Raw genomic sequence first — 23,225 nt, forward strand, 5'->3', positions numbered from 1 at the left:
GGATATTCCCCGCGGGTGGAAGGGCCGCTTAACCGCCAGTGACGAATTGCAGCCAGTTCGCCAGTTCGCGGCTGCGCGCGGGCAACACTATGGCATCGGGATGTGTTCCCAGCCGCGCCGCCGCCGCTTCGCTCGAGTCTGCGGCCTCCAGATCCTCTGCCAGACCGATATGATCTGAAAAAATACCGCGATCGCGCACGTAGATGCCGATGTCGCGTGAGCTGAGTTCCGGATGGTACTGAGTACCCCAGAACCTGACACCCGCGCGCTCATATGCCACCGACTGCACCGGAGAGTGGTCATTCCCTGCCAATAGAACTGCTCCATCCGGCAGCAGCTGAACCTCATCGCGATGAATGCACGGGGCACCAAATCCTTGCGTCCGACCCGCCATCATCGGGTGCATGGCACCCTCCTTGGTCAAAGACATGTCCAGCGCCATTCCAACTTCCATCCCAACGGGCGAGGCCCCGACTTTCCCGCCAAGTACATGCATTGCCAATTGCAGCCCGTTGCAAGAGCCCCAAATGGGAAGGCCCGAGGCAAGTACGATCTCCATGGCCGCGCGTTGTGGCGCACCCTCTGCCGCGTCAACGGGCCAGCTGACACCCGATCCGGTAAAGATTACACCGTCCACATCCCGCAGGTCGTCGTTACCAACCGGATTCGCATAGGGGTTGGCGATGCGGATGCGCGTCTCGGGCGACAAAGCGGCAAGCGTTCCGATGAAACCATTCGCGCCGGCATGGCCAGCCGCGACCATGTCAGGTGTGTTGCCTTCGATGATGAGAATTGTCGCCATGGATACCCCGTTTTCCACCGGGTAGTCCGGACAAAGATCGCAGGCATACCTGTTCACGACACATCCGTGTCGGAATTCGGATCAAGGGTATGTCGGGGTACGGCCCAAAAGCTCATCCAGTTGCCGCCCGATCCAGCCATGCGGGATGAAATGCCCGCCCGGATGGGTGTCGAGCGTGACCTGCCCTTGCACGCAATCGGTCCATTCCACGCGGGTCAGCGTCAGGATCGGCACCACGCTCCAATCTCCGCGCGGGGTGGCATCGTGGCAGTCGTATTTCGCGCGCCACAGCGCCACCGGATAGGTCGTGTCGCCATCTGCGCCAAAGGGGAAATCCATCACCGTGTCTTTCAGGCCATGGACATGGCGCACCTCACGCGGGGCCTCGGGGCAGTGCTCGGTCTGACGGATCGATCCCGCAACAGCCAGCAGCGCCGCCGTGTCATTGCCAGACTGGCAGGCGTACCGCCACGCCATCGCGCCGCCGTAGGAATAGCCCGAAACATAGATGCGCGTGGGGTCAATCGGATAGCGTTTTGCAACATCGTCCAGAACCTCGTCGGCAAACCCCACATCGCCGGTGTCCGAGGTCCAGAAATCCCATGTTTTGCGCAGCCCGTTCGGGGCCACCAACAGCACGCCGCGCAATTTCGTGGCCCCTGCAATCCGTTCGTGGTTTACAACCACGGTTCCCTGCCGCGCCCAGCCGTGGAAATGCATCAGCACCGGCAAAGGCGTTTTGCCATCCCACCCCTCGGGCTCCAGCACATGATACGAGCGGTCGCCGAGATCGCAGGCGGTGTCGCCATGGCAATCGGATTTCCACGGACCCATGGCGAGTGCAGGGGTTGCGGTCAGCAGCAGGAAAAGCAGACGGTAAATCATAGCCCGGAGCCTAGCCGCCTGACGAGGACTGTCACGTCACAACCCTGTGCAAGTTTGTAACAAGCCGCGCTGTCGCCAGACCGCAGGATGGCGGCCCTCGGCTGATGTTGCGCACTTTATGCCCGCCAACTCCTTGTGCTGTTCGAGCGGCGCGCGGGCGGAGATAAATCACCAGCCCGTCCGAGTGGTCTGGCGACAGCACGGCCTATTGGCCCTTGCTCCGCGTTTTGCCACGTCTTCGCAGCCCCAAAAAAAAATCGACAAATAGAAGTCAAATGCTTAAGCCGCTGCAGCTTTCAACGTGACCGCCCAATTGGCAAACTTTTGGTCATCCATTTGCCGAAGCGTTTAGGAAAACGAAAGCTTTGGTGATCTGCCAGTTCTAACCGCATAATGTCGATTAGTTCGTGCCTAGATTTTCGATATTCCGCATCTGCAAGTCTTGTTCGTTGCGCGATTTCGATATCAGTCGCTGTCTCTCTAGGAAAAGAAATTTTCCAAGCTCGGAACTTTTCGTCATGGCTACTAACCGCGTCATAGATGCGGTCTGACGAAATCAGAACCAGTTCGTCTCTAGTCGAGTAGATTTCTATCTCTGTTTTGGAGATTCCAAAAAACTCATCAAGTTCTTCCTTGGAATATTCCACGTCTTTGTACGGCTGTGACAAGAAGTGCGCGTTCGTTAGCGTCAGGTATCTGGCAAACAACTCTCTTTGCTTATCCTGGAGCACGGCCTCTCGTTCAACAAGTTTTTGCCAACGGTACACGACCGTTGCTACCAAAATGGTTACTAAGCCGAGAAAAAACTGCCCAAGGCTCACCGCGACAAACCACCATGCAGGTTCGGCATATCCAGCGCTGCAAACCCGTAGTGCCTCAGCCAGCGCAGATCGGAATCAAAGAACGCCCGCAAGTCAGGAATACCGTATTTCAGCATCGCCAGACGGTCGATACCGATACCGAAGGCAAAGCCCTGATAGACCTCGGGGTCGATGCCACCTGCGGCGATCACCTTGGGGTGGACCATGCCGGAGCCCAGAATCTCCAGCCAGTCGTCGCCCTCGCCGATCTTTAGCTGGCCGTTATCCCAGGAACAGCGGATATCGACCTCGGCCGAAGGTTCGGTGAAGGGAAAGTGCGAGGCGCGGAAGCGCAGTTCGACATCATCAACCTCGAAGAACGCTTTCACGAACTCTTCCAGAACCCATTTCAGGTTCGCCATCGAAATGTCCTTGTCGATGGCCAGCCCTTCGACCTGATGGAACATCGGCGTGTGGGTCTGGTCATAATCGGCGCGGTACACGCCGCCCGGACAGATCACGCGGATCGGCGCGCCCTGTTTCTCCATCGAGCGGATCTGCACGGGCGATGTGTGCGTCCGCAGAACATGCGGCGGGCGGTTGTCGCCCTCGGCCCGGTGCATGTAGAACGTATCCATCTCGGCCCGCGCGGGGTGGTGGCCGGGGATGTTCAGGGCATCAAAGTTGTGCCAGTCGGTTTCGATCCGTGGCCCCTCGGCCACCGAGAATCCCAGTTCGGCAAAAATCGCGGTCAGTTCCTCGGTCGCCTGACTGACCGGGTGGATAGAGCCCTGACGACGGGCACGGGTCGGCAGCGTGACGTCCAGCCATTCGGTACGCAGGCGTTCGTCCAGTGCGGCATCGGCAAGTGCTGCTTTCTTGGCGGAAAGCGCCGAGTTGATCTCATCCTTCAGGGCGTTCAGCGCCGGGCCTGCGACTTGGCGTTCCTCGGGCGTCATCTTGCCCAGTTCGCGCATCTTCAGCGCGACCTCACCCTTTTTGCCAACGGCGGCGACGCGGATCGCCTCAAGCGTGCTTTCATCGCCAGCCTCGGCGATCTGCCCCAGATATTTTGCCTTTAGATCGTCCATGACGCTTTCCGAAACCGGCCCCTGAATTTGGTCCAGAACCTGCTATCGGCCCCGCCCCGCGAATGCAAGCGGGACGGTGCGGATCAATAGCTGTATTCGGGATAAATTCGGGTCAGGTCACCGTTCCAGTCGCCGTTGTAGTGATCCAGCAACTCATCCGCCGGAACCTTACCGGTTTCGATACTGTCTTTGAGCGCGCTGAGGAAATGAGTCTCGTCCGGCACCAGACTACCTGCACCGGGGAAGGCACGGGATTTCAAGCCCGCCTCGGAAATCGCAAGAACCTCGCGCGACAGGTCATGCATGTTGATGCTGCCGACCTGCGCCTGCAACCCGTCCTTGGCGGCAGCAACGCGCAGTGCCTCGCGCGTTTCCGCATCCCAGCCTTTGACCAAATCCCAAGCCGCATCCAGCGCGCCCTGATCATAGGTCAGACCAACCCAAAAGGCGGGCAGCGCGCAAAGACGCCGCCACGGACCGCCGTCGGCGCCGCGCATCTCCATGAACTTTTTGATCCGCGCTTCGGGGAAAGCGGTGGTCAGATGGTCGGCCCAATCAGACAGAGTTGGCGTTTCACCCGGCAGCGCCGGCAGTTTGCCTTGCAGGAAGTCACGGAAGGACATGCCCAGCGCATCAATATACTGCCCATCGCGGTAGACAAAATACATCGGTACATCCAGCGCGTATTGCACGTAACGCTCGAACCCGAACCCATCTTCGAACACGAAAGGTAGCATGCCAGTGCGCGCATCATCCAGATGCCGCCAGATATAGCTGCGCCAGCTTTTCTGGCCGTTCACCTTACCCTCGAAAAACGGCGAGTTGGCAAACAGCGCTGTAGCCACCGGCTGCAAGGCCAGCGCGACGCGCAGTTTTTGCACCATGTCGGCCTCGGACCCGAAATCGATATTAACCTGCACCGTGCAAGTCCGGCGCATCATGGCGCGGCCCATGGTTCCAACCTTCGCCATATAGTCATTCATCAGCCGATAGCGGCCTTTAGGCATCAGCGGCATCTCGTCATGGGTCCAGATCGGAGCCGCGCCCAGACCGATGAAACCCACGCCGATTTCATCTGCGATATCCTTGACCTCGCGCAGATGGGTGTTCACCTCGTCGCAGGTCTCGTGGATCGTTTCCAACGGAGCACCTGACAGCTCTAGCGCGCCGCCGGGTTCAAGGCTGACATTGGCCCCGTCTTTTTCCAGACCGATCAGCTTGTCGCCTTCGCGCACCTCGCTCCAACCGTGACGATCCCGCAAGCCTTCCAGCACCGCAACGATCGACCGCTTACCTTCGAATGGCAATGGTTTCAGAGTATCTTTGCAATAACCGAACTTTTCATGCTCGGTCCCGATGCGCCAATCTTGTTTGGGCTTGCAGCCCGATTCCAGATATTCTGCCAATTGCTCATGGCGTTCGATCGGCCCGCCGCCGGACTGGGGGATGGACATGAATCGCGCTCCGATCCTGCTGTGTCTGTTTAGTTGGTCAGTCGTGGGGGCAAACCGCGCGAGTGTCAATGCAGGCGGAGATGAGTCGGACGGGATGGCGTGCGTTCCCAGATCACCACCGGATGTGCCCCACCACTGTTCAATTCGGTCAACATTTGTTCGGTTTTCAACCCCGGCAGGGCCGAGAAGACATCGAACAACGCCTCGGCCCCTTCGGCATTCACGGGAATGTGAAGCGCGGGCTGACCTGGTTGTTCCAGCACCCAATGGGCCGGAGACGAGGTTGGGTCCAGTGCCAAGCGCTCAATTTCCCGCGTCGCAACCATGCCACCCTCCAACGGACCCAGATAGGTGATCTGACCTTCGTCGATCGCCACTACGCCGGGGCCACCAGCCCCCCTGCGGAAGCGGGCGCGCTGAATACCGATGACGGCAAGCGCCACGGCTACAAATACCAGCACCCAGCCAAGCCAGGCAAGCAACCCACCGGGGCCACCGATCCAGCTTAGGCCAACCAGCAGGACAAACCCGGCCACCAGCACCTCGCGCCAGCGCCACAGGGTCAGTTTGGCTTCGGGTCGGATGAAACTCATGCCGTATCCTTTGAGTTTGTGAACAGAAGCAGCGAGAATTGACCCGCAGGTTGAAATCCGATTGCGATATAGGCACGAGCGGCAGAATCGGAAGCCGCAAACAGAACCGCGCGCGTCGCACCGGCGGTGCGTGCTTCAAGCAGATGCAACGCGACAGCCAGTTTAGCGTAACCGTTGCCGCGCAGGTCAGGCGGTGTATAAACGCCTCCGATCTGGACGGTTTCAGGCAGGCGGGCGTTGAAGCCGGTCATGGCTACCGGTTGCCCGTCAATCACCAAGGCACGGTGCGAGTCACGTTCCGCATAAACCGCAATATCCTGCCTTGCCTGCGTCTTCGCCCTTTCTGGAGGGAACCCCGAGACCTCTATCAGGTAACTTTCGCGCCACGCGTCAAAGATCGTCAGATTGAAATTACCCAATGGCAAAAGTATCGCGCCATTGGCATCAGGTAAAACCAGCTTGTCCAGATCCAGTGAAAACCCGGGCTCATCGCTGTTCAATGTCGCAGGGCGATTTTCCCAGCCCGCAAGCCGCATGATCCTGCGCGCTTGTGATGCCTCAGCAGCGACTCCGAACAGTGGTTGACCGCGGATCAACTGAATTGCGGCGGCGAGTTGATCATCGGAACAGTCGGGGCATTGCGGCATCACCATGCCTTCATTCGTGATGCAAAACACGGCGTTTGGCTCGTTCCCCAGAACCCAGGCCTTGATACCGCGTGGATGTGACGCGGAAAGACCGTAATCCCTTAGATTGGCCAAGGGAAACATCGAGGTTTGAATATGCTGCGAAAGGAACGCCTCGATCCTTGGCACATCCTGCTTCTGGGCAAGGCGCCACATCACGACCAATCCCCCAAAGCCTGTTGCCAAAGCGTCAGCGCCGCCACTGCAGCCGTGTCTGCCCGCAGGATGCGCGGCCCAAGACTGACCACATGCGCAAAGGGCAAACCGGTCAGCCGCGCGCGTTCACGTTCAGAGAATCCGCCCTCGGGTCCAATCAGGATGGCCCAGGGTTGTTTCTTTTCATTTGCGGCCAAACGAAGCGCCGAACCAACCTCGGCCTCGTCGCAGAACATCAGTTGACGACCGTCAGGCCATGTGTCCAAAACATGGTTGAGCCGCTGCAGATCAGTGACCTCGGGCACAAACGTTCCGCCGCATTGTTCTGCGGCCTCAACTGCATGAGCCTGCAAGCGATCCTGACGGATACGTTCCGAATTGGTGAACTCCGTCTGTACCGGCATGATCCGCGCCGCGCCCATTTCCGCCGCTTTTTCCACAATGAAATCTGTACGCGCCTTTTTGATCGGCGCGAACAGAAACCACAGATCGGGCGGCATTTGAAGCGGTTTGGTCTGTTCCAAACAGGCCAGAACACCGCCCCGCTTGCCTGCCTCGGCCACCTCGGCCAGCCATTCTCCGTCCTGCCCGTTGAACAGGGCCACATGACCGCCGACAGACAGACGCATGACGCCAAACAGGTAATGGGCCTGCTCACGCGTCAAATCAACGGATTGCCCCTGACCCAGAGGGTGCTCTACATACAGTCTGATCTTTGCACTCATGAGACGCTACATATGCAAGGCAACGCCCCAACACCAGACGGTCAGGTCGCTGATGCGGTATCCGGCAACTGGGTGGACACACACGCACCGGCTTTCACCCGCCCCTACCTGCGCCTGAGCCGCGCAGACCGGCCCATCGGCACGTGGCTTTTGCTGATCCCCTGCTGGTGGGGTCTGGCGCTGGCGATTCTGAGTGATGGCAATCCCCGGGGGGAGGACCTGTGGATCGCGATCGGCTGCGCGATCGGGGCCTTCTTAATGCGCGGTGCCGGATGTACATGGAACGACATCACCGACCGCGATTTTGACGGGCAGGTCGAACGCACAAGATCGCGCCCGATCCCGTCAGGTCAGGTCAGCGTAAGGCAAGCAGTGATCTGGATGGGCCTGCAATGCCTGCTGGCGCTGGGGATTCTGCTGACCTTCAATCAAGCGGCCATTGCTATGGGGGTGTTGTCACTGCTACCGGTGACGATCTATCCGTTTGCGAAACGGTTCACATGGTGGCCGCAGGTGTTTCTGGGGCTGGCCTTCAACTGGGGTATTCTGCTGGCGTGGGCGGCACATACGGGTTCGGTCGGTGTTCCGGCGATCACGCTGTACCTGGCTGGAATCGCGTGGACGCTGTTCTATGACACAATCTACGCCCATCAGGACGCCGAGGATGACGAGCTGATTGGTATCAAGTCCACCGCCCGGCTGTTTGGCACCGATACCGCGCGCTGGCTCAAGTACTTTCTTGTGGCGACTGTTTTCCTCATGGCATTGGCCATTATTGACGGGGCGCTGGCGCAGGTTTCCGTTTTGGCCCTTGTCGTGGCGCTGGCCGGTCCGTGGGCGATGGGTTGGCATATGGCATGGCAACTTCGCGGACTGGACATTGAGGACAACGCGAAACTGCTGCAACTGTTCCGCGCCAATCGCGATACCGGCCTTATTCCGCTGATCTTCATCTGCGTCGCGCTTGTGCTCTGATTGCACCTTGGCGCGGGCCTCTGTAAGAGTTCGCACAATCGCTTGAGGAGTCGATAAACCGAACATGCGCCTACCCTATGCCCTTGCCGCTGCTATCATCTTTCTTTTGTCTGCGGGCCTGTGTCTGTTGGCCGCCAGCTTTGCAGTGACCAAGGTCGAGGAAACGTCGGAATTTGCTGTTCGCCGCGCGCTGGACCTTCAGGGGCATGATTGGGCTGAGGTATATTCAGACGGTTTGCGCGTTGTTCTAACGGGCACGGCCAGCACAGAGGCAGTACGCTTTAGCGCGCTTACGGCCGCAGGCACCGAGGTCGACACCTCGCGCGTGATCGACGAGATGGAGGTCGCGCCAACAACCGAGCTGGCTGCACCCGGATTCTCGGCCGAGATTCTACGCAACGACAGCGGCATTTCCGTCATCGGCCTTATTCCGGCCAGCGAGGACCGAGATGCGCTGGTGAAACGACTGAGCGACCTGGGCAATGGCAGCCCGGTTTCGGACCTGATGGAAACCGCGAACTATCCCAAGCCCACGGGCTGGGACGACGCAATAGGATTTGCCGTTGAGGCACTGGCCCGCCTGCCCCGGGCAAAAATTTCGGCCAGCCCCGGTCTGGTCAAGATCACGGCTATTGCCGACAGCCAACAGGAAAAGGAACAACTGGAACAAGGCCTGATGCGTGCAGCCCCGCCCAGCCTTCGGATCGGTCTTTCAATCTCGGCACCGCGTCCTGTTATCACACCCTTTACCCTGCGCTTTCTTATCGACGAAAACGGTGGTCAATTCGACGCCTGTTCCGCCCAGGACACAAAGGCGCGCGATGCCATTATTGCCGCAGCGCAAGAGGCCGGTCTGAATTCCATCTACACCTGCACCATCGGGCTGGGCGAACCCTCACCGCGTTGGCCCGAGGCCGCCGCACTCAGCATTCGCGCTTTGGCCGAACTTGGCCGAGGGTCGGTAACGATGTCGGACGCAGACATAACGCTGGTCGCCGCAGAAGGCACCGATGCCGGAACCTTTGACCGGGTGGTGGGTGAGCTTGAGAACGCCTTGCCTCCGGTCTTTGCCTTGCACGCGATCTTGCCACCGCCCGAGACCGAAGAAGAGGCCGGCCCGCCAGAGTTCACAGCAACACGCAGCCCCGAAGGCCTGGTTCAGATGCGTGGCCGGCTGAGCGATGCATCTCAGCGTGACATGGTGGACAGCTATGCCCGCGCTGCGTTTGGGTCCGAACACGTCTACACCGCGACCCGCATCGCGCCAGAGGATCTGCCAATGACGTGGCCCGTTCGCGTTCTGACCGGGCTTGAAGCGCTTGCTCATCTGCACAACGGTGCGCTGACGGTCACGCCTGATGATCTTGTTCTGAATGGTGTCAGTCACAGCCCGGACACAAAGGCGCAGATCGCTGGGTTTTTGTCCGAAAAACTGGGCGACGCACAAGCGTTCTCGTTGTCCATTACCTATCAGGAACCGCCCGCCGTACCCGAAGACACACTGCCCGATCCTGAAGTTTGTGAAGAACGCATCGTCGCAGTTCAGGCAGAAACCAAGATTGCTTTTGAACCCGGTTCGGCCACCGTCGCCGCGGACTCGCGCGATACCGTAAACCAGATTGCCGATATCTTGCGCGAATGTGGTCCGATTCGGCTTGAGATTCAGGGTCATACCGACAGTCAGGGTCGCGAAGAAATGAACCAGCAGCTTAGCCAGGCGCGCGCGCAGTCAATTCTGAACGAACTGCGCGGACGTCGGATACCAACGGCCAGCTATACCGCCGTGGGCTATGGGGAGACTCAGCCCATTGCCGAAAACGACACCGAAGAGGGTCGCGAACAGAACCGCCGTATCGAGTTCCGTTTGGTCCGGCCTGAACCGGTTGAAAACCCGGAAACAGGGCTGGACGCGATTGAGGCGGAGTCAATCGAGGCAGAGCAGACGGAAAACACCGCCGCAGACGCGGATGCAGGGGACCAGCAAAGTGAACAGAACTGAATTCATTATCGCCACCGCCATCATCCTGTTCGCGGCTTTTTGTATGGGCTGGTTTGCCAACTGGCTGGCGCATCGCCTGTCTCGTGTACGTCAGAGCGACGTGGCCGATCTGGACCGCATGAGCCAGGAACTGCACGAGGCCGAGGAAACCCGCGATCAGGCGATAACATATCTGCAACAGCGTGAGGCGGAACTGACCAATCAGCTTACGCAGGCCGAGGCTGAACTGGCCGCGGCCATGGACGGTCTGCGCGCGGCACGGCAAGAGGCCGAAGAGCTGCGAGGTCGGATAAACAACGCCGACTGATCACTACCAGCGGGCTAGCGCGTCTTCATCTTCGTCCTTGGCAGCAACCCAGTCAGCGCCACCCGAGGTGATTTCTTTTTTCCAGAACGGCGCGCGGGATTTCAGGTAGTCCATCAGGAATTCCGCCGCCTCGAACGCATCCTTACGATGCGGCGCGGCCGTGGCGACCATCATTATCCGGTCCCCGGGGGCAAGCCGCCCGTAACGGTGGATCACCAGCACATCACCCAAAGTCCAGCGGACCTGCGCATCTTCTGCGATTTTGGTCAGCGCCCGTTCGGTCATCCCAGGATAATATTCGATCTCCATCACGTCCAGATTGCCGGATGCCAGATCACGCACAACACCGGTAAAGGTTACAATTGCCCCGTTGCCGTTGTCGCCTGCGGCAAAAGCGTTGGCCTCGGCACCCAGATCGAATTCCTGTTCCTGTACGACGATGCGCATTTCAACCGCCGGTCATCGGTGGGAAAAATGCAACCTCGCGCACGCCGGCCAATGAGGCGTCAAAATCCGACAATTCCTGATCCAGCGCGACCCGCAATGCAGACAGATCCGCGAAGGCTGCCGCATATCGGTCCTCGCGCGCGCTGAGTTCGGCGACCAGATCGGATACCGTCGCAGCCTCGGTCTCGATCCGCTCTTTCGGCAGGCCGATCCGTTCGCGCACCCAGGCGAAATACAGCACGTCCATCAGTCAGCTCTCCTTCAGATGGGGCAAAGCTTTACGTAGGTAGTCATAGCCGGTGATCAATGTCAGCGCCGCAGCGATCCACAGCAGCCACAGCCCGATGCGGCCCGACCAGAACATCCCTTCCAGATGCCAACGCAGGTGGTTCACGTCGTCGACCTGCCCAGACAAAACTCCGTCTATCAACTCTGGGGTCATACCGAAAGAACCCATCACGAAGTAATGTTCAAAGATCCCTTGTGAAAACAGTACGGCGATCGCCACCATTTGCGCCGTTGTTTTCCACTTGGCCAGTTTCGTGACTTTGAGTGTACCCGCCACATCACCCAGATATTCGCGCAGGCCCGACACAAAAACCTCGCGAAACAGGATCACGGTCGCGGGCAAGACCAGCCATGGTGTCCAGCTTTCGGTTGAATAGCCGACAAGGATCATCAATGCGATCACCACCATCGCCTTGTCGGCAATCGGATCCATCATGGCACCGATCTTGGTTTCCTGTTGCCAGGCCCGCGCAAGATAGCCGTCGAACCAGTCGGTGATAGCCGCCGACAGAAACAGGACCAAAGCAAACCAATCTGCATAAGGACGCGTGAAATACAAAAACATTACGGCCAAACCGGGCGCTGCAAGCAAGCGTAGCACGGTCAGGATATTGGGCAGGTTCCACTTCATGGTTCGGACATTACAGTGCCGAGTGCAGACATAAAAGACAGCACCGGAAAAAACTGACCCAATCACAGGCAGTTGCGACGCTGCTGGTCAAACGGTCGCAAGCCAGTTTTTCCGCCAGATACCCCTTGGCACGCGGTTGCATTGCGGTCAGGTTGGCGCCCGATTCCAAAGCGGCGAAAACATGATATCCCACATAAAAACCGATCCCCGATCCAATCTGATCGGCAGCGTCTGGATGATTTCAGCGATGGCGCTGTTTGCGCTTGAGGATGCACTGATCAAAGGGGCTTCTGCCACACTGCCGATCTGGCAAATACTGGTGCTGTTTGGCGCGGGTGGGTCGGCGGTTTTTGCGGCAGCCGCGCTGCTGCGCGGAGCGCAGCTATTCCACATCGATGTGTTGTCGCGCCCGATGAAGGTGCGGGTTTTGTTCGAAATACTTGGGCGGCTGTTCTTTGTACTTGCCATTGCGCTGACCCCGCTGTCTGTCGCCACCGTGATCCTGCAAGCGACCCCGTTGTTCGTGGTTGCGGGTGCCGCGCTGTTCTTTGGTGAAACGGTTGGCTGGCGACGCTGGAGCGCGATTCTGACCGGCCTGATCGGCGTCGTGGTGATTATCCAGCCAACTGGTGAGGGGTTCTCGGCGCTCTCAATCCTTGCAGTGCTTGGCATGCTGGGCTTTGCCGGGCGTGACCTGGCCAGCCGTGCCGCCCCGGCAACACTGGGGACCGAGGTGCTGGGCTTTTACGGCTTTCTTTGCATCGTGGTTGCAGGGCTGGTCTTCAGACTTTGGGAGGGCACGCCAATTGCGGCACTTGACCTGCAAACTGGCCTGTATGTCGGCGGAGCAATCGCAATCGGCACCTTTGCCTACGCACTGCTGATGAAGGCGATGCGGACCGGAGAGGTTTCATCCGTCGCCCCGTTCCGCTATTCGCGCCTGCTGTTTGGCGTCGCATTGGGCGTGGTCGCCTTTGGCGAGCGTCTGGACGGGACCATGTGGATAGGCACCGCACTAATCGTCGCCTCGGGGCTTTACATCCTTTGGCGCGGACGGCAGGTCTAACCTTTTTCGTGAAAGAAGTCGTAAACTTTCTGCGCCAACCCGGCTGAGATGCCGTCTACTGCCTTCAGATCGGCCAGATTGGCCCGGCTGACGGCCTTGGCGCTGCCGAAATGCGCCAGCAAAGCGCGTTTCCGGGCCGCGCCTACGCCGGGAATGTCATCCAGCGGAGTTGCACCCACAGCCTTGGCGCGTTTTGCGCGATGGGTGCCAATGGCAAATCTGTGCGCCTCATCCCGCAGGCGCTGGATGAAGTACAAAACCGGATCATTGCGTTTCAGGGCAAAGGGGCGTTGGCCGATGCGATGGAACTCTTCCTTGCCGTGGTCCCGATCAATACCCTTGGCGACGCCGACCATCGGTATGTCTTCGACCCCATGCGTCTGCATGATCTCGTGCACAGCACTCACCTGCCCGGCCCCGCCGTCGATCAGCAGAAGATCGGGCCACATCCCTTTATCGCGATCGGGGTCCTCTTTTTGCAGGCGGGTAAAGCGGCGGGTCAGAACCTCTTTCATCATCCCGAAGTCATCGCCGGGGGTCAGATCATCCCCACGGATGTTGAACTTGCGATAGGCGTTTTTCATGAACCCCTCTGGCCCCGCAACAATCATTCCGCCGACCGCATTTGTGCCCTGAATATGCGAGTTGTCATAAACCTCAATCCGCGTTGGTGGCGCGTCCAGATCGAACGCCTCGGCCACACCGCGCAGCAACTTGGCCTGCGTGGCACTTTCTGACATCCGCCGGGCCAGAGACTCGCGCGCATTGCGCAGGGCACCGGCAACGAGTTCCTGTTTCTCACCACGCTGCGGCACAAGAATTTCAACCTTGCGACCGGCCTTCTCGGACAGCGCCTCTTGCATGAGATCGGCGTTCTCGATCGCGTCTGACAGGATCAATTGACGCGGCGGTTCCTTGTTGTCGTAGAACTGCCCGATAAACGCCTCCATCACTTCGGCGGCTGACACATCGGCGCCAACCCGGGGATAAAAATCCTTGTTACCCCAGTTCTGGTTCGCGCGAATAAAGAACACCTGAACGCAGGCCTGTCCACTGTCCATGTAAAGGCCAATCACGTCCGCTTCGGCCACACCGCGCGGGTTGATCCCCTGCGAGGTCTGCACCTGCGTCAGCGCCCGGATTCGATCCCGCAGACCAGCGGCGCGTTCAAATTCCATTGCCTCAGAAGCCGCCATCATCTGTTCGGCCAAATCCTCTTGCACCTTGGTCGAGCGACCCGACAAGAAGCGTTCTGCATCCTTGACGCTTTCACGATAATCCTCTTCCGAGATCAAACCGACACAAGGCCCGGAACACCGTTTGATCTGATACAGCAGGCAAGGTCGGGTCCGGCTGTCGAACATGGAGTCTGAACAGTTGCGCAGCAAAAACGCCTTTTGCAGTTGGTTGAGAGTTCGGTTTACCGCGCCCGCACTGGCGAAGGGGCCAAAATATGCACCCTTCTCTTTCTTTGCCCCGCGATGTTTCTTGATCTGTGGGTATGCGTGATCTTTGGCGACCAGGATATTCGGAAAGCTCTTATCGTCGCGCAGGAGCACATTGTATTTCGGCTTGAGCTGCTTGATCAGGTTTTGCTCCAGCAGCAGCGCTTCGGTCTCGGTCCGGGTTGTCAGGAACATCATCGAGGCAGTCGATGCAATCATCCGCTCGATCCGTCCGGAATGGCCGGGGCGCGCATAGTTCGATACGCGCGCCTTCAGGTTCCGTGCCTTGCCCACATACAAAACTCGGCTGTCGGCATCCAGCATCCGGTAAACGCCGGGCGAGCTGTCCAGCGTTTTTACATAACGCTGGATGCAGGCATAGCCGGAGGGCTGCATTTCGGGTTTCGAGTCGCTCTGAATCTTCATGACCCTGAAATATGATTCTCTGACTATGGCTGCAATCTTAGGCGGTGCAGTTCAAGAGAAAACAAATCCACGGTTTCTGTGGATAAGTATGAAGATAAGTTTCCGAGCGCTGCGAAATTCCCTTGTTTCATTAAGGATTGCTGGAATTGCCTAAAAAATAGGCGGATACATAAGATTCTGTTTTTAAAAGAAACTTTTTCATACACAGGGCAAGTACATGAAAAAAAAGACATTTTTGTAACAATCCGATAACGGAAACGCGAGCGGTGCAAAACTTGCGGCGGAATTACCTATTCAACACCCAAAACATCCGGTGTTTGCCAACCCAAATGCTGTCCACCATCCACACAAAGAAGCTGTCCGGTGACCGCGTGCGCATCGAGAAAATAGCCCAGCGCAGCCGTGATATCAGACAGGTTCGCGCCACGTTCGAGGACGGTGTTGGCGCGCTGAGTCTTAAAGTGGTCCTCGGTCTGACGGTGGCCCTGCATGGTCGGACCCGGCCCAATGGCATTGACCCGGATCGCAGGTGTCAAGGCCTGAGCGGTCGTGCGCGTCAAGGCCCACAGACCCATTTTCGCAATGGTGTAGGACATGAACTCGGGCGTCAGTTTGCGCACCCGCATATCAACCATGTTGACGATCAGCCCGGTGGCTACGGGTTCACCCGCCTCATCGGTGTCGGGCTTCAAGCCCTGTTCAGCCATGGACTGTGTTAGCACGAAAGGCGCACGCAAATTGCTTTCCAGATGCCGATCCCAGCTTTCACGCGTGGCGGTGTGGATGTTGTCATACTCAAAGATAGATGCGTTATTGATCAGGCAGGTAATCGGGCCGCCCAACGCCTCGGCCGCGTGGGACAGCAGGGTGCTGATCTGTGCCTCATCCAGCAGATCGGCCTGCAAGGCGACGGCGCTACGACCCAAGGATTGAATTTCGGCGACAGTTTCCTGTGCGGCTTGTTCCGAGGTGGCAAAATGCACGGCGACGTCATAGCCGCGCCGCGCCAGGTACAGCGCCATGCCCCTGCCCAGACGTTTTCCCGCACCGGTCACTAAAGCTCGGGTCATGAATGCTTTCTCCGTCAAATCAAACCAGCAGGGAGATCACATAGGCCGCGTACAAAAGTGTCAACACGATGCCCCAGATGCGCGTGATATCCTTTTTGAAAAAGACAAACGGGATCAACAGCAAGGATGCCCCGAGCATGACCCACAGATCAAAGCGAAGAAATTCCGCATCCACCGGAATGGGGCCTACAAATGTTGCAATCCCGACGATGGCCAGCAGGTTGAACATATTTGACCCGATGACATTGCCCAATGCCACATCCGCCTGACGTCGTAGCGCTGCCATCACCGTCGTCGCCAGTTCTGGCAAAGAGGTTCCGACCGCGACCAATGTGAGGCCAATTACTGTTTCACTGACACCGTAGGTCCGGGCAATCAGGGTCGCGTTTTCAACAAGAAGATGCGCACCCATCGGCAGGCCGATGAGGCCAAGAACCAAGTAGATCGACACTTTCCAATACGGCATGCTGGGGTCAGCTTCTTCCAGGCCTTCAAGGTCGTCGGAATTGGGAAAGGTCTGACCACAGGATTTACGGTGGTTATTCGCCTCACGGAAAGCAATCCACAGGATAAGACCAAGGGCCGCCAGTAATATCACCCCGCTCAGCAAGGTGAACACACCAAAAAAGGCCAGCCCGATGAACATGGCCGAAGCCAGCAGCATGAACACGTAGTTCTTTCGGCTGTCACATTCGCTGGTGTGCAATGTTGCCAGCAACGCCGGTACACCCAGAACCAACAGGATATTGGCGGTATTCGACCCGACAACATTTCCCAGCGCAATTCCGGGCGCGTTTTCTTTAATCGCGCTGATGGCAATCAGCAACTCAGGTGCCGAAGTACCAAACGCCACAATCGTCAAACTAACGATCAGCGCGGGCACCCCCAAACGCAGGCTCAGGTTCACGGCGCCGCGAACCAAGGCATCCCCCGCCAGCAGTAGGATCAACAAACCAAGGCCGGATAACAGCCATGCCGTCATGTACGGCCTCCTTTTTCGCAGGCGCAAGGGCCTTTACCGATCCTGAACCGTCCGCAGCGCGGACATCTGGCAGATTGCAGCCGTTTCTGCCCTGGAAAACGCAGCTTTCCGAACATCGCCAGGACGCCCATGGCGATCAGGAAAAGGGTGACAACCTTGACGATCACGTTACAGACCAAACCGCGCGTAGGCGGCGCGCTCTTCCAGCCCTGCGATGGCATCCTGCGCCAGCGACGCACCAAACCGGGTCCATAACGGCTTGCGTAGCCCATACCGGCGGAATTTAACCTTGTCGCCAAAGCGTTCCTGCATTTTGGGTTTCAGATGGGCGATACCATCGATCAGGCCCAACTCCTGCGCTCGCCGCGCCAGCCAGATCTCACCTGTAAACAGGTCCTGGCTGTGATCCAGCTTGGCCCCGCGCCGATTTTTGACATGGGCGATGAAGTTTTCATGGATATCGGCCAGCAACCCTTCGAGGCGCGCGACATCCTCTTTCTTTTCTGGCGAGAATGGGTCGAGCATGGATTTCGACTGCCCAGCGGTATGCACGCGCCGTTCAATTCCTTGCCGTTTCAACAGGATATGCGCGCCGAAGCCCGATGAAATCACCCCGATCGAACCCAGAACCGAGCTGTCATCAGCATAAATCTCATCCGCAGCGGCGGCCAGCCAATAGCCCCCCGATGCCGCCACATCCTCGACAAACGCGATGACGGGAACGTCAAGCTCATCCGACAATCGCCGGATACGCGACCCGATCAAAGAGCTTTGCACGGGCGACCCACCGGGCGAGTTAATCTCAAGCGCGACGGCGGCTGGCTTACCCTTGCGAAAGGCTTTCTCAAGCACAGGGGCCAGCGTGGTATCGGACATTGACCCACGCCCGGCCATCCCGATAGCGCCAGAAAGGCGCACAACGGCCACGACAGGGTGTTTCTTTATGAAGGGCAGGCTGAGTTTCATGGGTGCCGATGTAGAGTGCGCCCAACCGGTAAACAAGGGACCGCCGTTGCGGAATGCGCAACCCGAACAGATTTCGTTAGGTCAGAGGACAAAAATACAACTCCTGTCTGCCGCTTAGCTGCGGATGCGCCAGCCGGTTTTGAATATCCAGCCAATGATGCCAAGGCACAGGCCGGTAAAGAGAAGAATTGCCAGAAGGCTAAGCCCGATTGGCACATCCGCCATTCCATAAAAAGACCATCGAAACCCCGAAATCAGATAAACCACAGGGTTGAACAGGGTGACTGTCTGCCAAACCGGCGGCAGCATCGAGATCGAATAAAACGTGCCGCCAAGAAAAATCAGCGGCGTCACAACAAGTTGCGGAACCAGAGACATCTGCTCGAAATTGCTGGCCCAGATGCCGATGATAAAGCCCAGCAGCGAAAAGCTTAGGCAGGTGAGGATCAGGAAAGCGGCCATCGCAATCGGGTGCTGGATACGCAAATCCACAAAGAACGAGGCTGTCACAAGAATAACCACACCAACAAACAACGCTTTTGTTGCCGCCGCGCCCACATAGCCAATCACGATCTCGATAAAGTTAACAGGAGCTGAAAGCAGTTCGTAAATTGTGCCAAGAAATTTGGGGAAGTAGATACCAAAGGACGCGTTCGATATGGCAAGCAGCACGACTGACAACATGATCAGCCCCGGCACGATGAAAGCGCCATAAGAAACCCCTTCGACCTCTTGGATGCGGCTGCCGATAGCAGTGCCAAACACCACGAAGTACAGCGATGTCGAAAGGACCGGAGACAGAAAGCTCTGCGCCAGGGTGCGAAAGAACCGGGCCATTTCAAACCGGTAGATGGCAGAAATGGCAGACCAGTTCATGCGGGTTCTCCCGACACCAGATTGACAAAAATCTCTTCTAGGCTCGACTGCCGGGTTTGCACATCACGCAAAACCAGACCAGCCTGCGCCACGTCGTTCAACAAGGCGGTGATCCCTGTACGGTCTGCGTTGGTGTCATATGTGTAGACAAGCGCATCGCCACTGCCGTTGAGCTCAAGGTTATGGGCCGCCAGACTTTCCGGAATAGACTGGATCGGCTCGGTCAACATCACCTCAAGGTGTTTTTTGCCCATCTGCGCCATCAAAGTGTCTTTGTCCTGCACCAGCAGCAATTCACCCTTGTCGATGACGCCAACGCGATCAGCAATCGCTTCGGCCTCTTCTATGTAATGTGTAGTTAGGATGATGGTGACACCGGACCGTTTCAGTTCGGCCACAATCTCCCACATATCCTTGCGCAGTTCGACATCCACACCTGCGGTTGGTTCGTCCAGAAACAGCACCCGCGGTTCATGCGCCAGCGCTTTGGCAATCATCACCCGGCGTTTCATACCTCCGGACAGCTCTTTGATCGCGTTCTTGCGCTTTTCCCAAAGGGACAGTTTGCGCAGGATGTCTTCGATCCTCTCGTCGTTTCGGCTCAACCCGAACAGGCCGCGCGACAGGCGCACCGTGTTCCAGACCTTCTCGAACGGCTCAAGGGCAATTTCTTGAGGCACCAATCCAATCATCCGACGCGCGGCGCGAAAATCAGTTTGAATATCGTGGCCGCCTACCGTCACTGCCCCCGAGGTCGGCGTGGTGATGCCGCAAATCGTCGAAATAAGCGTTGTCTTGCCCGCCCCGTTGGGCCCCAGCAGCGCCAGAATTTCCCCCTGCTCGATATCCAACGAGACACCTTTCAACGCCGCAAACCCGTCGGCGTAGGATTTGCGCAGGTCCTTGATAGATAGAATGGTCGTCATGCAGGTTCCTTATTCTGGCGGCGACCCTAACCCGCTCGTCGCGCACAGAACAGGTCAATTCCGCACATCGTCCTGCGCTTTTTTGAATTGGAGGAGCCTGTGTTGCGTACAACTGGGGTCTTGCAATTCGCGGTCGATCCCGAAACCCTGCGCCAAAATGAAAGGGGCACAATGCTGAACGGTTACAGGATCCTAGAGTTCGAGGGGCTGGGCCCGGCTCCTTTCGCAGCGATGTTGTTGGCGGATATGGGCGCAGACGTCATAACCGTCCACCGAAAGGGGCAAGCCGTAACGCCCGGCATGCCAGAGCGTTCGGTGCTCGACCGCGGCAAACGGTCGATTGATCTGAATCTAAAAGACGCAGGCGATCTTGAGATTGCGAAACGCCTGATCGCACGGGCCGATGGGCTGATCGAAGGTTTTCGCCCCGGCGTTATGGAGAAACTCGGCCTAAGCCCCAAAGAATGTCATGCGCTGAACCCAAAGCTGGTCTATGGCCGGATGACCGGCTGGGGTCAGGACAGCCCCCTTTCAGACGCTGCCGGACATGATCTGAACTATATCGCCCTGTCCGGTGCGCTTTGGTATGCGTCTCAACCGGGTCAGCCCCCACAAACACCGGCAACGCTTGTTGGTGATATCGGCGGTGGGGCTTTGTATCTTGTTGCGGGCCTTCTGGCAGGGCTTCTGAATGCGCAAAAAACGGGTGATGGAACGGTGGTCGACGCCGCAATCTATGACGGCTCGGCCCATATGATGAACGTGCTGATGAGCCTTGGTCAGACTAGCAACCTGTCGGAATCGCGCGGGCAGAGCCTGCTGGATGGCCCTCATTGGAGCCGGACCTACACCTGCGCCGATGGCGAGTTCGTAACGGTGCAGTGTCTGGAACCCAAATTCTACGCACTGTTTCTGCAAAAACTGGGCTTGTCCGAAGACCCTGACTTCCAGCAACAATACAATCGCGCAATCTGGCCTGCCCTCACACAACGCCTGACCGAAATCTTTGCCAGCCAACCGCGTGATCATTGGGCAGATCTCTTCGACGGCACCGATGCTTGCGTCGCGCCCGTCCTCAGCCCGACCGAAGCATATGCCCACCCGATGAACATTGCCCGCCAAACATGGCAGAGAGCCGAGGGTGCCTTGCAAGCTGCTGCGGCGCCAAGGTTCTCAACCGCCGCATGGCAGCCCAGGCCCAGCCCCGCCCGCGGGGAGCACCGTCAGGAAATTTTGAATGAACTTGACACACAAATCCCACATGACCCTTCGCAGGGCTGACGATCCGATAGGATAGGCTTGGGCCCGGTTGCGAAGAGTTCTGATTTACCGCCCGCGAACCGTGTCTATCATCAACTGAACATTCTCTGGGTCAGCATCCGGCGTGATCCCGTGGCCAAGGTTGAAAATATGCGGACCATTCGAGAATGCCTGAACGATCCGCCGTGTCTCGTCCACCAAAGCCTGCCCGCCGGTCACCATATGGGACGAGGCCAGATTGCCCTGAACGCAGCCATCAACCTGCACATGCTCGGCCGCCCATCCCGGCGACACCGAATTGTCAAGCGCAACGCAGTCCACACCGGTTGCCTTGGCGAAACCGATATAGCCATCCCCGGCTTCACGGGGGAAGCCGATCACCGGGATACCGGGATGGCGTGCCTTGATGGCTTGCGTAATCACCCGACAAGGCTCGACCGCGTATTTCTGAAATGCGTCACCCTTCAGCGATCCGGCCCAGCTGTCAAAGATCTTGACCACCTCGGCCCCGGCGTCGATCTGGGCCGAGAGATATTCGATCGTGGCCAGCGTGATCCGATCCAACAGCGCCTCGAACAAGGCGGTGTTTCCCTCGCGCAGCGCATGGGCCGCGCCTTGATCCGGAGTGCCGCGCCCTGCGATCATGTAGGTCGCCACCGTCCAGGGCGCACCCGCGAACCCGATCAGCGTCGTCTCGGACGGCAGCTCTTTCGAAAGGATGCGCACCGTTTCATAGACCGGCGACAAAGTCTCATGAATGGTCTCAACCGGTTTAAGCGCGTCAAAGTCCGATTGCTGCGTGATGGTCGACAAGCGCGGGCCTTCTCCTGTCACGAACCACAACTCAGCACCCAGCGCCTGTGGCACCAACAAAATGTCTGCAAACAGGATGGCCGCATCGAACCCATAGCGTCGGATAGGTTGCAGCGTGACCTCGGCCGCCAGTTCGGGGTTGTAGCACAGCGACAGGAAATCGCCGGCTTGCGCGCGGGTTGCGCGATATTCGGGCAGATACCGTCCGGCCTGACGCATCATCCAGATTGGCGGCACATCCTGCACCTCACCCGCCAGCGCCCGCAGCAGTTTCTTTGTCTCGGCCATATTTGCCCCCAATCGTCTCGGTTAACCGAACGGGTCCGTCTTCGGCGGCAATTTGTCAAGCTCTGCCCCCATTGTCAGGGCAATGTGACGCGACTAAAGCTTGGCATATGACACTGACCCTGCCCAATCCCGACTCGCCGCTGAAAATCGGCACACGTGGTTCGCCACTGGCCCTGGCGCAAGCCTATGAGACCCGGCAAAGGCTGGGTGCGGCCTTTGACCTGCCGGACGATGCATTCGAAATCATGGTAATCAAAACCACGGGCGACAACCGGGCGATGATCGAAGCGGACCGACCTTTGAAAGAGATCGGCAACAAGGGTCTGTTCACCAAGGAAATCGAAGAAGCGATGTTGCGCGGCGCAATCGACATCGCGGTGCATTCCACCAAGGACATGCCGGTGCAACAGCCCGAGGGGCTGGTGTTGGACACATTCCTGCCGCGCGAGGATGTGCGCGATGCGTTTATCTCTCCCAAACTCAATTCGATCCACGATCTGCCAAAGGGTGCAGTGGTCGGCACCTCATCACTGCGCCGCCGGGCACAGCTGCTGAACCGGCGGCCCGACCTGAAAGTCGTTGAATTTCGTGGCAACGTGCAGACCAGACTGAAGAAACTGGCGGATGGTGTGGCCGATTGCACCTTTCTGGCCATGGCTGGCATCCGCCGCCTGAATATGGAAGACGTGCCCGCCACGGCGATTGCACCAGAACAGATGCTACCGGCCATCGCGCAGGGCACAATCGGCATCGAACGCCGCAACGACGATTCCCGCGCAGCGGGTATGCTTGCGGCAATCCACGATACCGAAACCGGTCAACGCCTGATCGCTGAACGTGCCTTGCTGGCGGCGTTGGATGGGTCTTGTGAAACACCCATTGCCGGTCTGGCCGAGATACAGGGCGGCACCCTGCGCCTGCGCGGCGAAGTGCTGCGCCCGGATGGTTCCGAGGCGATTTCCGAAGACTTCTCCGGCACCATCGCCGATGCAGCGGAAATGGGGCGCAAAATGGCAGAGTCGCTTCTGAGAAAAGCGGGGCCCGGCTTCTTTGATTGGAGAAATTGAGAAAAATTTGAGTAATGTGAACTACTTCACTGTAGATTCTCTGCCAATCTGGCATCAAGGTGGCATACCGATGAGATCAGGGGGCTGTCTCAATAAAGTCGAAAGTTTTTTCAGTATATTCGCTTAAGTGGTATTCGAGGGGGCGAGATTGCACCAAACTGCTGATCGGTTGGGGCCGCTGTCATATTTCGACAGCGGCCC

General features: G+C 58.2%; 24 protein-coding genes. 6 read left to right on the forward strand and 18 right to left on the reverse strand.

Translation table 11 applies throughout. From position 1 onward, the window contains the following. Positions 1 to 28: 28 nt before the first annotated feature. The 8 genes from AC2FIT_RS10475 to AC2FIT_RS10510 all read right to left on the reverse strand — a co-directional run bounded on the left by AC2FIT_RS10475 (position 29) and on the right by AC2FIT_RS10510 (position 7,192). Positions 29 to 802: a type 1 glutamine amidotransferase gene (locus AC2FIT_RS10475; RefSeq protein WP_496829189.1), complete on the reverse strand. Its 774-nt coding sequence runs from the start codon at positions 800 to 802 to the stop codon at positions 29 to 31. Between the two features lie 81 nt (positions 803 to 883). Beyond that, positions 884 to 1,687, reverse strand: a complete 804-nt coding sequence (locus tag AC2FIT_RS10480; RefSeq protein WP_496829191.1) for a CE1 family esterase — start codon at positions 1,685 to 1,687, stop codon at positions 884 to 886. 296 nt (positions 1,688 to 1,983) lie between these two features. Further along, a complete protein-coding gene (locus tag AC2FIT_RS10485; RefSeq protein ID WP_496829193.1) occupies positions 1,984 to 2,508 on the reverse strand; it encodes a hypothetical protein in 525 nt (174 codons plus the stop codon). Beyond that, positions 2,505 to 3,578 (reverse strand): phenylalanine--tRNA ligase subunit alpha, encoded by a 1,074-nt coding sequence (gene pheS, locus AC2FIT_RS10490; RefSeq protein WP_496829195.1) that lies wholly within the window; start codon positions 3,576 to 3,578, stop codon positions 2,505 to 2,507. The genes AC2FIT_RS10485 and pheS overlap by 4 nt, the downstream gene beginning before the upstream one ends. 83 nt (positions 3,579 to 3,661) lie before the next feature. Continuing rightward, entirely contained in the window at positions 3,662 to 5,032 is a 1,371-nt protein-coding gene (locus AC2FIT_RS10495; protein ID WP_496829197.1) for a glutamate--cysteine ligase, read from the reverse strand. A gap of 65 nt (positions 5,033 to 5,097) precedes the next feature. After that, positions 5,098 to 5,625: a hypothetical protein gene (locus AC2FIT_RS10500; RefSeq protein WP_496829199.1), complete on the reverse strand. Its 528-nt coding sequence runs from the start codon at positions 5,623 to 5,625 to the stop codon at positions 5,098 to 5,100. Next, positions 5,622 to 6,467, reverse strand: coding sequence for a GNAT family N-acetyltransferase (locus AC2FIT_RS10505; RefSeq protein ID WP_496829273.1), 846 nt, complete (start codon positions 6,465 to 6,467; stop codon positions 5,622 to 5,624). Before AC2FIT_RS10505 ends, AC2FIT_RS10500 begins: the two co-directional genes overlap by 4 nt. Next, a complete protein-coding gene (locus tag AC2FIT_RS10510; protein WP_496829201.1) occupies positions 6,467 to 7,192 on the reverse strand; it encodes a 16S rRNA (uracil(1498)-N(3))-methyltransferase in 726 nt (241 codons plus the stop codon). The genes AC2FIT_RS10505 and AC2FIT_RS10510 overlap by 1 nt, the downstream gene beginning before the upstream one ends. 12 nt (positions 7,193 to 7,204) lie before the next feature. Here AC2FIT_RS10510 and ubiA point away from each other — a divergent pair, with 12 nt between their 5' ends. From ubiA to AC2FIT_RS10525, 3 genes are all read left to right on the forward strand, one after another. Further along, positions 7,205 to 8,167, forward strand: coding sequence for a 4-hydroxybenzoate octaprenyltransferase (ubiA, locus tag AC2FIT_RS10515; RefSeq protein ID WP_496829203.1), 963 nt, complete (start codon positions 7,205 to 7,207; stop codon positions 8,165 to 8,167). Between the two features lie 64 nt (positions 8,168 to 8,231). Continuing rightward, positions 8,232 to 10,166 (forward strand): OmpA family protein, encoded by a 1,935-nt coding sequence (locus tag AC2FIT_RS10520; RefSeq protein ID WP_496829205.1) that lies wholly within the window; start codon positions 8,232 to 8,234, stop codon positions 10,164 to 10,166. Beyond that, the gene (locus tag AC2FIT_RS10525; protein WP_068338348.1) at positions 10,153 to 10,473 is read left to right on the forward strand and encodes a hypothetical protein; all 321 of its coding nucleotides are present in this window, start codon (positions 10,153 to 10,155) and stop codon (positions 10,471 to 10,473) included. Before AC2FIT_RS10520 ends, AC2FIT_RS10525 begins: the two co-directional genes overlap by 14 nt. A 3-nt stretch (positions 10,474 to 10,476) precedes the next feature. Here AC2FIT_RS10525 and AC2FIT_RS10530 read toward each other — a convergent pair whose 3' ends face one another. From AC2FIT_RS10530 to pgsA, 3 genes are read right to left on the reverse strand one after another with little or no spacing between them, the layout of a single operon-like run. After that, a complete protein-coding gene (locus AC2FIT_RS10530) occupies positions 10,477 to 10,920 on the reverse strand; it encodes a molybdenum cofactor biosynthesis protein MoaE (RefSeq protein ID WP_496829207.1) in 444 nt (147 codons plus the stop codon). A 1-nt stretch (position 10,921) separates the two neighbouring features. Then, the gene (moaD, locus tag AC2FIT_RS10535) at positions 10,922 to 11,167 is read right to left on the reverse strand and encodes a molybdopterin converting factor subunit 1 (protein ID WP_209224144.1); all 246 of its coding nucleotides are present in this window, start codon (positions 11,165 to 11,167) and stop codon (positions 10,922 to 10,924) included. 3 nt (positions 11,168 to 11,170) lie between these two features. Further along, positions 11,171 to 11,839, reverse strand: a complete 669-nt coding sequence (gene pgsA, locus AC2FIT_RS10540) for a CDP-diacylglycerol--glycerol-3-phosphate 3-phosphatidyltransferase (RefSeq protein ID WP_496829209.1) — start codon at positions 11,837 to 11,839, stop codon at positions 11,171 to 11,173. A gap of 181 nt (positions 11,840 to 12,020) precedes the next feature. On the opposite strand from pgsA, the gene AC2FIT_RS10545 reads away from it, so the two are divergent. Then, on the forward strand, positions 12,021 to 12,905 hold the full coding sequence (locus tag AC2FIT_RS10545) for a DMT family transporter (RefSeq protein WP_496829211.1): 885 nt from the start codon (positions 12,021 to 12,023) through the stop codon (positions 12,903 to 12,905). Here the strand turns inward: AC2FIT_RS10545 and uvrC are convergent. From uvrC to AC2FIT_RS10575, 6 genes are all read right to left on the reverse strand, one after another. Beyond that, on the reverse strand, positions 12,902 to 14,776 hold the full coding sequence (gene uvrC, locus AC2FIT_RS10550; RefSeq protein ID WP_496829213.1) for an excinuclease ABC subunit UvrC: 1,875 nt from the start codon (positions 14,774 to 14,776) through the stop codon (positions 12,902 to 12,904). The genes AC2FIT_RS10545 and uvrC overlap by 4 nt on opposite strands. A 290-nt stretch (positions 14,777 to 15,066) precedes the next feature. After that, positions 15,067 to 15,846 (reverse strand): SDR family oxidoreductase, encoded by a 780-nt coding sequence (locus AC2FIT_RS10555; protein ID WP_496829215.1) that lies wholly within the window; start codon positions 15,844 to 15,846, stop codon positions 15,067 to 15,069. A gap of 19 nt (positions 15,847 to 15,865) precedes the next feature. Further along, the gene (locus AC2FIT_RS10560; protein WP_496829217.1) at positions 15,866 to 16,828 is read right to left on the reverse strand and encodes a calcium/sodium antiporter; all 963 of its coding nucleotides are present in this window, start codon (positions 16,826 to 16,828) and stop codon (positions 15,866 to 15,868) included. Between the two features lie 168 nt (positions 16,829 to 16,996). Then, positions 16,997 to 17,794 carry a S49 family peptidase gene (locus AC2FIT_RS10565; RefSeq protein WP_496829219.1) on the reverse strand — a complete coding sequence of 266 codons (798 nt, stop codon included), beginning with the start codon at positions 17,792 to 17,794 and terminating at the stop codon, positions 16,997 to 16,999. 114 nt (positions 17,795 to 17,908) lie between these two features. After that, positions 17,909 to 18,670, reverse strand: a complete 762-nt coding sequence (locus AC2FIT_RS10570; protein ID WP_496829221.1) for an ABC transporter permease — start codon at positions 18,668 to 18,670, stop codon at positions 17,909 to 17,911. Continuing rightward, a complete protein-coding gene (locus AC2FIT_RS10575; protein ID WP_496829223.1) occupies positions 18,667 to 19,596 on the reverse strand; it encodes an ABC transporter ATP-binding protein in 930 nt (309 codons plus the stop codon). Before AC2FIT_RS10575 ends, AC2FIT_RS10570 begins: the two co-directional genes overlap by 4 nt. 171 nt (positions 19,597 to 19,767) lie before the next feature. On the opposite strand from AC2FIT_RS10575, the gene AC2FIT_RS10580 reads away from it, so the two are divergent. Next, positions 19,768 to 20,877: a CaiB/BaiF CoA transferase family protein gene (locus AC2FIT_RS10580; RefSeq protein ID WP_496829275.1), complete on the forward strand. Its 1,110-nt coding sequence runs from the start codon at positions 19,768 to 19,770 to the stop codon at positions 20,875 to 20,877. A 45-nt stretch (positions 20,878 to 20,922) separates the two neighbouring features. On the opposite strand, the gene hemE is transcribed toward AC2FIT_RS10580, so the two are convergent. Further along, positions 20,923 to 21,957, reverse strand: coding sequence for a uroporphyrinogen decarboxylase (gene hemE, locus AC2FIT_RS10585; protein ID WP_496829225.1), 1,035 nt, complete (start codon positions 21,955 to 21,957; stop codon positions 20,923 to 20,925). A 107-nt stretch (positions 21,958 to 22,064) separates the two neighbouring features. Here hemE and hemC point away from each other — a divergent pair, with 107 nt between their 5' ends. Beyond that, positions 22,065 to 23,024 carry a hydroxymethylbilane synthase gene (gene hemC / locus AC2FIT_RS10590; RefSeq protein WP_496829227.1) on the forward strand — a complete coding sequence of 320 codons (960 nt, stop codon included), beginning with the start codon at positions 22,065 to 22,067 and terminating at the stop codon, positions 23,022 to 23,024. Positions 23,025 to 23,225 lie beyond the last annotated feature (201 nt).

The sequence above is a fragment of the Ruegeria sp. YTSA135 genome, assembly GCF_059610165.1.

Bases quoted from the DNA above. Each gene is read 5' to 3' on its own strand.
- AC2FIT_RS10555 (WP_496829215.1), bottom strand. From the start codon at position 15,846: ATGACCCGAGCTTTAGTGACCGGTGCGGGAAAACGTCTGGGCAGGGGC.
- AC2FIT_RS10500 (WP_496829199.1), bottom strand. From the start codon at position 5,625: ATGAGTTTCATCCGACCCGAAGCCAAACTGACCCTGTGGCGCTGGCGC.
- moaD (WP_209224144.1), bottom strand. From the start codon at position 11,167: ATGGACGTGCTGTATTTCGCCTGGGTGCGCGAACGGATCGGCCTGCCG.
- AC2FIT_RS10570 (WP_496829221.1), bottom strand. From the start codon at position 18,670: ATGAACTGGTCTGCCATTTCTGCCATCTACCGGTTTGAAATGGCCCGG.
- AC2FIT_RS10495 (WP_496829197.1), bottom strand. From the start codon at position 5,032: ATGTCCATCCCCCAGTCCGGCGGCGGGCCGATCGAACGCCATGAGCAA.
- AC2FIT_RS10510 (WP_496829201.1), bottom strand. From the start codon at position 7,192: ATGAGTGCAAAGATCAGACTGTATGTAGAGCACCCTCTGGGTCAGGGG.
- AC2FIT_RS10475 (WP_496829189.1), bottom strand. From the start codon at position 802: ATGGCGACAATTCTCATCATCGAAGGCAACACACCTGACATGGTCGCG.
- pheS (WP_496829195.1), bottom strand. From the start codon at position 3,578: ATGGACGATCTAAAGGCAAAATATCTGGGGCAGATCGCCGAGGCTGGC.
- AC2FIT_RS10530 (WP_496829207.1), bottom strand. From the start codon at position 10,920: ATGCGCATCGTCGTACAGGAACAGGAATTCGATCTGGGTGCCGAGGCC.
- hemC (WP_496829227.1), top strand. From the start codon at position 22,065: ATGACACTGACCCTGCCCAATCCCGACTCGCCGCTGAAAATCGGCACA.
- hemE (WP_496829225.1), bottom strand. From the start codon at position 21,957: ATGGCCGAGACAAAGAAACTGCTGCGGGCGCTGGCGGGTGAGGTGCAG.
- AC2FIT_RS10575 (WP_496829223.1), bottom strand. From the start codon at position 19,596: ATGACGACCATTCTATCTATCAAGGACCTGCGCAAATCCTACGCCGAC.
- AC2FIT_RS10565 (WP_496829219.1), bottom strand. From the start codon at position 17,794: ATGAAACTCAGCCTGCCCTTCATAAAGAAACACCCTGTCGTGGCCGTT.
- AC2FIT_RS10520 (WP_496829205.1), top strand. From the start codon at position 8,232: ATGCGCCTACCCTATGCCCTTGCCGCTGCTATCATCTTTCTTTTGTCT.
- ubiA (WP_496829203.1), top strand. From the start codon at position 7,205: ATGCAAGGCAACGCCCCAACACCAGACGGTCAGGTCGCTGATGCGGTA.
- uvrC (WP_496829213.1), bottom strand. From the start codon at position 14,776: ATGAAGATTCAGAGCGACTCGAAACCCGAAATGCAGCCCTCCGGCTAT.
- AC2FIT_RS10560 (WP_496829217.1), bottom strand. From the start codon at position 16,828: ATGACGGCATGGCTGTTATCCGGCCTTGGTTTGTTGATCCTACTGCTG.
- AC2FIT_RS10480 (WP_496829191.1), bottom strand. From the start codon at position 1,687: ATGATTTACCGTCTGCTTTTCCTGCTGCTGACCGCAACCCCTGCACTC.
- AC2FIT_RS10580 (WP_496829275.1), top strand. From the start codon at position 19,768: ATGCTGAACGGTTACAGGATCCTAGAGTTCGAGGGGCTGGGCCCGGCT.
- AC2FIT_RS10545 (WP_496829211.1), top strand. From the start codon at position 12,021: ATGATATCCCACATAAAAACCGATCCCCGATCCAATCTGATCGGCAGC.
- pgsA (WP_496829209.1), bottom strand. From the start codon at position 11,839: ATGAAGTGGAACCTGCCCAATATCCTGACCGTGCTACGCTTGCTTGCA.
- AC2FIT_RS10505 (WP_496829273.1), bottom strand. From the start codon at position 6,467: ATGTGGCGCCTTGCCCAGAAGCAGGATGTGCCAAGGATCGAGGCGTTC.